Genomic DNA, 10,036 nt, shown 5'->3' with positions numbered 1-10,036 from the left:
GTATTAATATAATAATGTGAATATTAAATATGGGGGTTATATGTGTAATAATAATCAATATCTGCATCTTCCTAACGAAATCCCTCTACAGTTAATGTTGTTATGGGAGAGCAGTGACGAGGCTTGGGGCTTCAAAGATCTTGATTCGCACTATTTGCACGCTAATATCCCATTTCTTGAACTATTAAATTTTCCACCAAAATTTAGTATTAAAGGGTTGTCAGATGACGAATTACCTCATCATTCTTTTGTTAGGTTTTCATCACAGTTTAGAAAGCAAGAGCAACTTGCGGCGATAACTAAAAAGAGAGTATCTTCGATTGAGGTACATTACTTTGGCCGTGAACAAAAATTACAACCTTATATTTTCGATAAGTTTCCACTTTTAAATAGTGAGAAAGAGTGCATAGGTATTATTTTCCATGGAAAAAAAATGGATTTCTTCTCAGGTGCGCAATATGTTAGCCAGGAATTACCTTTTACATTATTAGTTGAGAAACCAGATGAATTTTTTACTGATGAAGAATTTGATGTGGTGTTTTTTTTGCTTCACAATATAAGTAATAAAATTATCGCCCAAAGGTTGGCGATCTCTGAGCAAGAGGTCGAAGTTTATCGGGGAAACATTTACCATAAAGTACACTGTGATTCTTTCTACGATTTTAAAAGATTCTGTATAAATAATGGATATGGTCAATATATGCCACAAAAAATGCTTGAACCTGACTCCATAATTATTCCGAACTCAGAATGGAATCTGGATGATGTAGAGTAGAAAACTCAATCGAACCTAATTAACCAGATAGGTGCTGTGGAGAGTGTAATAGAAAGCAGGCAAGTCCAATGAAACGAAAATGGCACTACTGCAAATAGCCGTTAACTTTAAGGCTAAGGTAAATGTTTCAGAGGCTTAAAATGTAGTTCACCAGAGGTCTCTGACCCTGAGGATGAGTATCATGTCAGGGCTGCCTACTGTTACGCAGCGCATATATCTTCTCTATACCTTCTGAGCGTGGTGTAAGTTGTCCCCAAAGATTTTATGCTTAACTATGATTTCTTCAAAGGCGACCCAATTGACCATTTGGCTGACAGCCACTTACTCGGCAGGGTGTTAACGCCCAAATTGAGATGGTGCATCAGCCGGTGGAAAGGGTCATAAAGCCCCGAACAGCCTGGTTTTATGGGGGGTACATTCCGAATAAACCTCAGAGAGCCTGATAACTCGTCACTATTATTAGCCAGATATGGCATACTAACGCCGAAATTTAACTAAGAAACTTAAAAAATGAAATATTCAACATTGGCCGCTGTTATCATCGGCATCTCCGCTACTTTAGTTAGTGTTTCACACCAGGTTCAGGCCGCTGGGGCTTCATTAATTAATCTTGACTGTGAATTGAAAGATGGCGGCAACCTTTCTGCTGTATTGGATGGTCCTAATCAGCAATTGACCATTGATAAGTCAGTTTTTCAATTTGTTAAAGTTAATCCGGAAGGTCAGGGTGAGTCATTAATCTTCCAGAAGGCAAATAACCAAGAACATGTTATTGCCGCGCTTAATATTTCTGCAATGCCAATCCGCCTGGCTATTGTCGATGGTGAGCAGGCCAGTCAGTATACTTGTACCCATACCAAAGCATAATGATTTGATTATATTGGTAAAATAAGGCTGCCATCAGGCGGCCTTTTTTAGTTGTATCACGGGCAGAACAGTCATTTATTTTGTGTTAGCAAGAAATAAAAAATCCAGATTGTTCTGAAATAGAAAATTATATTCAATTGGTCTTGATGAAATATTATAACGCTGTATGATTATTAGTCGCGTGAAGTTAAAGCCTGGTACAGCTAGCGGAGTGCGGGAGAAGTTGTTTAACAGAAAAACGTATTGGGGCAATTGCCAGTGTGTTTCTCTGTTATGCAATAGTCATGCTTAGGCTGTGTAACGTTGGAGTGTACGATGGACGCTTACGCCATAACATGACGGCCGGGAAAGTACCGGCACCTTTTCAAAACCCTGGTTTTCGCCGGGGTTTTTTATATGGGCGATGAGTCAGCATGACGGCCATATTCTCGTATTCCTATCTTTTTTCTGTCAGTAAATCCGATTAAACCAATGGATGGATTAGTCTCTCAGTCAACACTGAAGTTACCCACAAAGCAGTAAGTGAGTCCTCCACCAGGAGAGTTAAATAGCTTGATTGATGCCACCGCGATAATTTCTGCTTCTGCAATTATTGAGAAGGGGGCGGTGATTGGTGCGAATGTGCAAATTGGCCACTTTTGCTACATTGGTTCTCAAGTCACTATTGGTTCCGGCACGGTACTTAAATCACATATTGTGATTAATGGTTTTACCGAGCTTGGATGTGACAATAATATTGGACAGTTTTCTTCCATCGGAGAGGTTAATCAGGATCTTAAATATAAGGGTGAGAGCACTCGGGTTGTGATTGGCAACCGCAACTTGATTCAGCAAAATGTCACCATCCATCGGGGTACGTTGCAGGGCGGTGGGGTTACACATATCGGTAATGATAATAATCTGATGAGTCATGTTCATATTGGCCACGATTGTATCGTGGGTAATCACTGTTTATTTGCTTCAAATGTGGGTTTGGCTGGACATGTTGAAGTTGATGACTTTGCTATTATCAGTGCTGGCAGTGCGGTACATCAATTCTGTGTTATCGGAACCTACGCATTAATTAATACCGGTGCTTGTGTGGTGCAGGATATACCTCCTTATGTGATAGCTGAAGGAAATCGTGCTGTTCCCGTAGGCATAAGAGAAACTGGAGTTGAGGCTGATTGGTTAAATAGTGGTGACCGGCAAGCGGTTATAGAGGCTTACCGGCTTATTTATCATACAGGTAAGTTAGTGGCTGATGTGAATAATGAAATTGAGTTATTGGCTAAAGAGTGGCAAATACTGTTGGCTTATAAACCCTTTTTCAGCCGTTCGGCTCGTGGCATTATTCGTTAATAAGTAATGTGACGAATTGCGGGCATCATTCGACGATCAGAATATAAAAAGGCGCCACATTTCTGGGCGCCTTAAACAGATAAAGATATGTGTGAAAATGATCAACCGAAATGAAAACTATCAATCGAAATGAAAATTATCGACTAAATAGATCGCGTCTTTTCGGCTTAACAAACTGACTGATCAGCACTAATACCGCCATAAACAAGTAAGCAGCAAAGATACCGACTAACCATTGTGGCATCTCCAGCGACAGGAACTCCCACTGTTTTACTGAGCAATCACCACTGGCAACAAAAATAGCCGGGAACCATTTATCGAGTGGCAACCATGTAGGGAAACTCACAAAGAAATCACAGGTGGTGAAAGGCGATGGATGTAATTGCAGCATGGTGTGCACCCAGGCTAACTGAACACCTCTCCAGGCACTGTAGATCCAGATAAAAATAGCCAGATAGCGCAAAGGTGATTTAGGCGCGATAGCACCCAGCAGTGATGCACCAAGAATACCGAATAATGCGACCCGTTCATAAATGCACATTACGCAAGGCTGTAGCAGCATCACGTGTTGAAAATAGAGCGCAACCAATTCTAATACAAGTGCAGTCAGGGCCATTAATAGCCAAGCACCGCGCCCTTTAGAGCAACGGTTAAGGAATTGCAACATATCTTTATTTTCCATGCAGTAAGCAATTGTACTGGCAGTGTAAACCAATTCATCTTTGCTGCCAGCTACCCAAAGGTAAAATTAGGCAAAAATCAGTGATTTCTCGCCAGTAGCGGCCATCACGAGCATCAATTTTACTTTGGGTGAGATATTGGTTTGTTTTGCCAGCCCATCTTAGCCCCATGTAGCGAGGGAAATATCGGGCTGGCACGGACTATAATGCAAGTCATCAGTGTGTAATGCTAACTCCCGCAGCAATATGAGGCAAACTTATCCAGCCACTTTGCATCATCCACTCTGTCACCGGGACTAATAAATACTCCACACCGAGCAGGCCAACACCTGTCATCACTATTGTATAGGGTAGGGCCATGTATACCATTCTGCCATAGGACAGGCGAATCAATGGGGCGAGTGCTGAGGTCAGTAAGAACAAGAACGCGGCCTGACCATTGGGGGTGGCTACTGAGGGCAAGTTGGTGCCGGTATTGATGGCGACGGCCAATAACTCGAATTGCTGAAGTGAGATAACGCCCAGTTCGAATGCTTTTCGCGCCTCATTAATGTATACGGTGCCGACAAAAACATTATCAGAAACCGAGGACAGTAAGCCATTAAACAGATAAAACAGGGATAATTGGGCTGAGGGGGAGGATTGTAAAACAAACTGAATAATTGGCGTGAATAAACTTTGTTCGATAATAACTGCGACTACTGTGAAAAATACCGTAAGCAGTGCAGTGAAAGGCAGCGCTTCCTGAAAGGCTTTCCCCAGCGCATGTTCATTGGTGATACCACAAAGTGAGGTCGCGAGAATAATGACTGATAACCCCACTAAGCCAACTTCAGCCACATGTAGTGCCAGTGCAAGAACCAGCCAAACGCCAATCAGTGCTTGAATCAGTAGTTTTACTTTCTCCTGGCGGTTGCGTTTCGCGCTAGCCTGCTTATCGTAATCCGTCAGAACCTGACGAACCCGTTCAGGCAGCTCCGCGCCGTAGCCAAAAAGTTTAAAACGCTCGACCAACATGCAAACCAATAACCCACAACACAGTACTGGCAAGGTGACGGGCAGCATCCGCATAAAGAAATCACCAAAATGCCAGCCAGCACTTTTAGCGATAATCAGGTTTTGCGGTTCGCCCACCATGGTCATTACGCCACCCAGTGCCGTTCCCACTCCCGCATGCATCATCAGGCTGCGTAAAAATGCACGGAATTGTTCCAGTGTTTTGCGATTTTCCTGACTGTCGATCCAACTGTCATCATTGATGTCCTTATCTGAATGATTTGAGGCAACATGATGATAAATAGTATAAAAACCGACAGACACACTAATAACAACGGCGATAACAGTCAACGCATCCAGGAAGGCTGAAAGGAAGGCAGAAGCGACACAGAAAGCGAGGGAGAGCGCAATTTTTGAGCGGATGCTCAGTAGCAGTTTGGTAAAAATAAACAGCAAGAGCTGTTTCATGAAGTAGATGCCCGCCACCATAAATACCAACAACAACAGAACTTCGAGGTTATTGGCAACTTCTTCTGCTACTTGATGCGGGCTGGTCATCCCGATAGCGACGGCTTGAATAGCGAGTAAACCGCCGGGCTGCAATGGATAACATTTTAGTGCCATCGCCAACGTGAAAATAAACTCAATCACCAGCATCCAGCCGGCGACGAAAGGGCTGACAAAGAAGAACACCAGCGGGTTAATGATAAGAAACGCTACAATTGCCAGCTTGTACCAATCTGGTGAATTACCGAGAAAATTCCTGAGAATGGCTTGTCTAATGGTGATATCCATTGTGGGCTATAGTCTCCTTAATAAATTATTATATCCGTCATACTTCAAGCTGCATGGTTGTTCAAATCGGTTCCCGACCAATTTGTCTCTCTCTTGCCGCCTTCCTGCAACTCGAATTATTTAGGATATAAGGCGTTATTACTGCTCAAGGTTACATTTTACTTTACGTTATTCGCCTAAAAGCAATATGTATAATCTGTTCATCATTACATCTGCGCAATTTTTGCAACTTTATGACTGCTTTCACCATTTGTTCGGCTCTGGAGCTATATCAGAATAGCGTCGTCTGGTATGATGAGCGCACTAAATTGCTGATATTTATCGCTACGGAACGTCAAAAAATATGGTTATAAAGGCGCAAAGTCCTGCCGGTTTCGCGGAAGAGTATATTATTGAAAGTATTTGGAATAATCGCTTCCCCCCAGGCACAATTTTGCCCGCGGAGCGTGAACTTTCAGAGCTGATTGGAGTAACCCGCACAACATTGCGCGAAGTGCTACAACGGCTGGCCCGCGATGGCTGGCTCACTATTCAGCACGGTAAACCGACGAAAGTAAACAACTTTTGGGAAACCTCCGGCCTTAATATTCTGGAAACACTGGCGCGGCTTGACCATGACAGTGTGCCACAATTGATAGATAACTTACTGGCTGTTCGAACTAACATCGCTACCATCTTTGTCCGGACGGCTATTCGCAATCATCCCGAAAAAGCACAAGAGATTCTGGCGCAAGCGCAGACGGTTGATGATAACGCTGAGTCTTTCACTGCATTGGATTACGGTATTTTCCGTGGTTTGGCTTTTGCTTCAGGTAACCCGATTTACGGTTTAATTCTCAATGGGTTGAAAGGGCTTTATACTCGCGTGGGCCGTTACTATTTCTCGAATCCAGAAGCGCGCAAGCTGGCTTTGACGTTTTATAGCAAGCTATCAACGCTCTGTGATGAAAAAGCCTATGACCAGGTGTTGGATTGCCTGCGTGCCTACGGTAAAGAGAGCGGGGCTATCTGGCACAGTATGCAGGGCACCATGCCAAGTGATTTGGCAGAAGCTCGCCGCTAGAAGAGTTATAGTCAAAGCAGAACAGTAAAAAGGGGCCAGCAGCGCCCCTTTTCCATTAATATCAACTACATGATACTGCCAGATTAGAGTTTATTGGTTCTGGGTGGAATACTGTCGAGCAGTTCGATACTGCCATCATCATTGAGTTGTTCCATATGAATATCAAACCCCCATAAGCGATGGATATGCTTCATCACTTGCTGGCGACTTTTATCCAACGGTGCCCGGTCGTGAGGAATATAACGCAGCGTCAGAGAACGATCCCCGCGCAGATCAACATTCCACACTTGAATGTTAGGTTCATGATTACTTAAATTATATTGAGCAGACAATTCATTACGAATAGCACGATAGCCTTCTTCATTATGAATGGCTGAAATTTCCAGATAATTATTCTTATCATCATCCAAGACAGTAAAAAGACGGAAGTCGCGCATCACTTTCGGTGATAAGAACTGGCTAATGAAACTTTCATCTTTAAAATCACGCATGGCAAAATGCAGTGTATCCAGCCAATCTTTACCGGCAATATCGGGGAACCAGTAGTAATCTTCTTCGGTTGGCGACTGGCAGATGCGTTTGATGTCCTGGAACATGGCAAAGCCAAGAGCATAAGGGTTGATACCACTGTAATAAGGGCTGTTATACGGCGGTTGATACACCACATTGGTATGGCTGTGCAAAAACTCCATCATAAACCGATCGCTGACCTGACCCTCATCGTATAAATGATTAAGAATGGTGTAATGCCAGAAAGTGGCCCAACCTTCGTTCATCACCTGGGTCTGTTTTTGCGGATAAAAATACTGGCTCACTTTGCGCACAATCCGCAGTACTTCCCGCTGCCATGATTCCAGCAATGGGGCGTTTTTCTCCATAAAGTAGAGCAGATTCTCTTGTGGCTCACTTGGGTAGCGCTGAGCCTGGGCTTGCACTTCTTCTTTATCTTTACGTGGCAAGGTTTTCCATAAGGAGTTGACCTGGCTTTGCAGGTATTCCTCTCGACTTTTTTGCCGCGCAGTCTCCTCAACTAACGAGATTTTTTGCGGGCGTTTATAGCGGTCAACACCATAATTCATCAGTGCATGGCAAGAGTCGAGCAGTCGTTCAACCTCTTCCACACCATAGCGTTCTTCGCATTCACTGATGTAATGGCGAGCAAATAATAAATAATCAACGATGGAACTGGCATCAGTCCATGCGCGGAATAAATAATTATTTTTAAAGAAAGAGTTATGACCATAGCAGGCGTGAGCCATCACTAAGGCTTGCATGGTAATGGTGTTTTCTTCCATTAAATAAGCAATACAAGGATTGGAATTAATCACAATCTCATAGGCTAATCCCTGTTGGCCGTGCTTATATTTTTGCTCAGTTTCGATAAATTTTTTACCGAAAGACCAGTGGGTATAATTAATGGGCATGCCAATACTTGAGTAGGCATCCATCATTTGTTCCGAGGTAATGACCTCAATCTGATGGGGGTAGGTATCGAGCCGGTAATGTTTTGCCACCCGATCTATTTGATCCAGATAGACCTGTAACAATTCAAATGTCCAGTCTGGGCCGTCAGTCAGGCGCTTATCTTGCGCGGTGTGTTTCGATGTTGAAGTTGTCATTAGCGCATCCTCACGGTTTATAACCCTGCAAAATACTGGTCACTTCAATATACCCGTCGCCCTTCAAGATGCAGGTGTGTTGGCTGCCTTCCTGCATCTTGAAGTCACTTGAGTATAATCCTAGCTCAATATGAACAAATTGAGGCCTGTCTTGACGTTATGTCAATGAATATCCGCCATCTTTCAAAAGAGAAACTCTCCATGGTGGGGAGTACGGGGTATTTTTTACTGGCAGACGTAATTATCTTAAAAGAGATTTAATTAGATTATTATTCTGTTTATTTGCTATAAGTGCAGAATATAAAGCCAATAAAATTAACATCAACAACATGCTAATTATTCATACTGTTAATAGGGATAATTAGGGGGATTTTCAGTCATTCTTTTGTATAACTCGCTAAAAATAGCATGTTATCTCTATTTTTAGCCTGCTATTGAATTGAAAAGTGATTGCAGTGTAAATTAATTGTGAATTAAGTCACAGTCTATCATTAATGTGTTGGATAGTTTTTTCTGCTGAGTTAATTTTCTGTCAACAGAATATTGTGCTTTTGATGCATTTTGGTGTGGGGGTGATATGCGCGTTGTCATTTTAGGAAGTGGTGTGGTGGGTGTTGCCAGTGCCTGGTACTTAGCGAAAGATGGACATGATGTCACGGTCATTGACCGGCAGGATGGGCCAGCTCAGGAAACCAGTGCAGGTAACGCCGGCCAGATATCTCCCGGCTATGCGGCACCTTGGGCTGCCCCCGGTGTTCCTCTAAAAGCCATTAAATGGATGTTCCAACGCCATGCGCCGTTGGCGATTCATCTGGATGGCAGTGCTTCGCAGTTGCGCTGGATGTGGCAAATGCTAAGAAACTGTGACACTTCCCACTATATGATTAACAAAAGCCGTATGGTGCGGTTGGCCGAGTACAGCCGTGATTGCTTGAAAGAGCTGCGCGAAGATACCGGTATTCAGTACGAAGGGCGGCAAGGGGGAACGCTGCAATTATTCCGTACCGAACAGCAATTTGATAATGCCGCCAAAGATATTGCAGTATTAGATGACGCCGGTGTGCCGTATTCGCTGTTAACCGCGGATCAACTGGCCATCGTCGAACCCGCATTGGCAACAGTGGCACATAAGCTCACTGGCGGCTTACGTCTACCTAATGATGAAACTGGCGACTGTAAGTTGTTTACCGAGCGGTTGGCAAAAATGGCTGAACAGGCTGGCGTGAAGTTCATCTTCAATCGCTCAGTGGATAAACTGCTGGTGGATGGAGATCAAATCGCTGGGGTGTTGTGCGGTGATGACATCATTAAAGCCGATGCTTATGTCGTGGCTTTTGGCGCTTATTCAACTGCACTGCTGGCGGGATTGGTATCAATTCCGGTTTATCCGCTAAAAGGTTACTCTCTGACCATTCCCATCACTAACCCTGCTTGTGCGCCATATTCTACCGTACTGGATGAAACCTATAAGATAGCCATTACCCGTTTTGACGATCGCATTCGGGTGGGCGGTATGGCGGAAATCGTGGGATTCAACACCCAACTGGATCAGGCGCGGCGAGAAACACTGGAAATGGTGGTCGGCGATTTGTATCCCGATGGCGGTAATATCAGTCAGGCAACGTTTTGGACTGGTCTGCGCCCGATGACACCGGATGGCACGCCTATTGTTGGGCGAACTTCGCTTAAAAACCTTTACCTCAATACCGGTCATGGCACTTTGGGCTGGACCATGGCATGCGGCTCAGGCCAGCTATTGGCTGATATTATGTTTGGTCGGCGTCCTGCGATTCTGGCTGATGATCTCTCGGTCTCGCGCTATAGCGCGGGCTTTCGGCCGCTGAATGTTGCGCCGTTACATGACGTCCATCCGGCTCGCTAGTTCATATCCGCCATTCTT

The 10,036-nt window shown here is 44.1% G+C and carries 8 protein-coding genes; 5 read left to right on the top strand and 3 right to left on the bottom strand.

Annotated elements, in window-relative coordinates; translation table 11 throughout:
* Positions 1-40 precede the first annotated feature (40 nt).
* The 3 genes from FTB31_RS18810 (at position 41) to lpxA (ending at position 2,983) form a co-directional block, all read left to right on the top strand.
* Positions 41-775: a PAS domain-containing protein gene (locus FTB31_RS18810; RefSeq protein ID WP_077175390.1), complete on the top strand. Its 735-nt coding sequence runs from the start codon at positions 41-43 to the stop codon at positions 773-775.
* A 510-nt stretch (positions 776-1,285) separates the two neighbouring features.
* On the top strand, positions 1,286-1,642 hold the full coding sequence (locus FTB31_RS18805) for a hypothetical protein (protein WP_227731690.1): 357 nt from the start codon (positions 1,286-1,288) through the stop codon (positions 1,640-1,642).
* A gap of 552 nt (positions 1,643-2,194) precedes the next feature.
* Complete coding sequence (lpxA, locus tag FTB31_RS18800; protein WP_227731695.1) at positions 2,195-2,983, top strand: acyl-ACP--UDP-N-acetylglucosamine O-acyltransferase; 789 nt, start codon at positions 2,195-2,197, stop codon at positions 2,981-2,983.
* 136 nt (positions 2,984-3,119) lie between these two features.
* Here lpxA and dsbB read toward each other — a convergent pair whose 3' ends face one another.
* Both dsbB and nhaB read right to left on the bottom strand, forming a co-directional pair.
* Complete coding sequence (dsbB, locus tag FTB31_RS18795) at positions 3,120-3,650, bottom strand: disulfide bond formation protein DsbB (protein WP_227731694.1); 531 nt, start codon at positions 3,648-3,650, stop codon at positions 3,120-3,122.
* Positions 3,651-3,879: 229 nt separating this feature from the next.
* Positions 3,880-5,454 (bottom strand): sodium/proton antiporter NhaB, encoded by a 1,575-nt coding sequence (gene nhaB, locus FTB31_RS18790; protein ID WP_050075508.1) that lies wholly within the window; start codon positions 5,452-5,454, stop codon positions 3,880-3,882.
* A gap of 343 nt (positions 5,455-5,797) precedes the next feature.
* Between nhaB and fadR the strand changes: the two genes are divergently transcribed.
* Positions 5,798-6,517 (top strand): fatty acid metabolism transcriptional regulator FadR, encoded by a 720-nt coding sequence (gene fadR / locus FTB31_RS18785; protein ID WP_050075509.1) that lies wholly within the window; start codon positions 5,798-5,800, stop codon positions 6,515-6,517.
* 83 nt (positions 6,518-6,600) lie between these two features.
* Here the strand turns inward: fadR and FTB31_RS18780 are convergent, their stop codons facing one another.
* Positions 6,601-8,136 carry a SpoVR family protein gene (locus tag FTB31_RS18780; protein WP_050075510.1) on the bottom strand — a complete coding sequence of 512 codons (1,536 nt, stop codon included), beginning with the start codon at positions 8,134-8,136 and terminating at the stop codon, positions 6,601-6,603.
* A 577-nt stretch (positions 8,137-8,713) separates the two neighbouring features.
* On the opposite strand from FTB31_RS18780, the gene FTB31_RS18775 reads away from it, so the two are divergent.
* Positions 8,714-10,018 (top strand): D-amino acid dehydrogenase, encoded by a 1,305-nt coding sequence (locus FTB31_RS18775; RefSeq protein ID WP_227731689.1) that lies wholly within the window; start codon positions 8,714-8,716, stop codon positions 10,016-10,018.
* The last annotated feature ends 18 nt before the right edge of the window (positions 10,019-10,036 follow it).

It is taken from the genome of Yersinia proxima, assembly GCF_902170785.1.
Lineage (GTDB): Bacteria > Pseudomonadota > Gammaproteobacteria > Enterobacterales > Enterobacteriaceae > Yersinia > Yersinia proxima.
The sequence above is the reverse complement of the archived record's forward strand: the minus strand, read 5'-3'. Positions and strand labels throughout refer to the sequence as shown.

Coding starts and splice junctions, on each gene's coding strand:
- dsbB (WP_227731694.1), bottom strand. CDS start 3,650: ATGTTGCAATTCCTTAACCGTTGCTCTAAAGGGCGCGGTGCTTGGCTA.
- FTB31_RS18780 (WP_050075510.1), bottom strand. CDS start 8,136: ATGACAACTTCAACATCGAAACACACCGCGCAAGATAAGCGCCTGACT.
- FTB31_RS18810 (WP_077175390.1), top strand. CDS start 41: ATGTGTAATAATAATCAATATCTGCATCTTCCTAACGAAATCCCTCTA.
- fadR (WP_050075509.1), top strand. CDS start 5,798: ATGGTTATAAAGGCGCAAAGTCCTGCCGGTTTCGCGGAAGAGTATATT.
- FTB31_RS18805 (WP_227731690.1), top strand. CDS start 1,286: ATGAAATATTCAACATTGGCCGCTGTTATCATCGGCATCTCCGCTACT.
- nhaB (WP_050075508.1), bottom strand. CDS start 5,454: ATGGATATCACCATTAGACAAGCCATTCTCAGGAATTTTCTCGGTAAT.
- FTB31_RS18775 (WP_227731689.1), top strand. CDS start 8,714: ATGCGCGTTGTCATTTTAGGAAGTGGTGTGGTGGGTGTTGCCAGTGCC.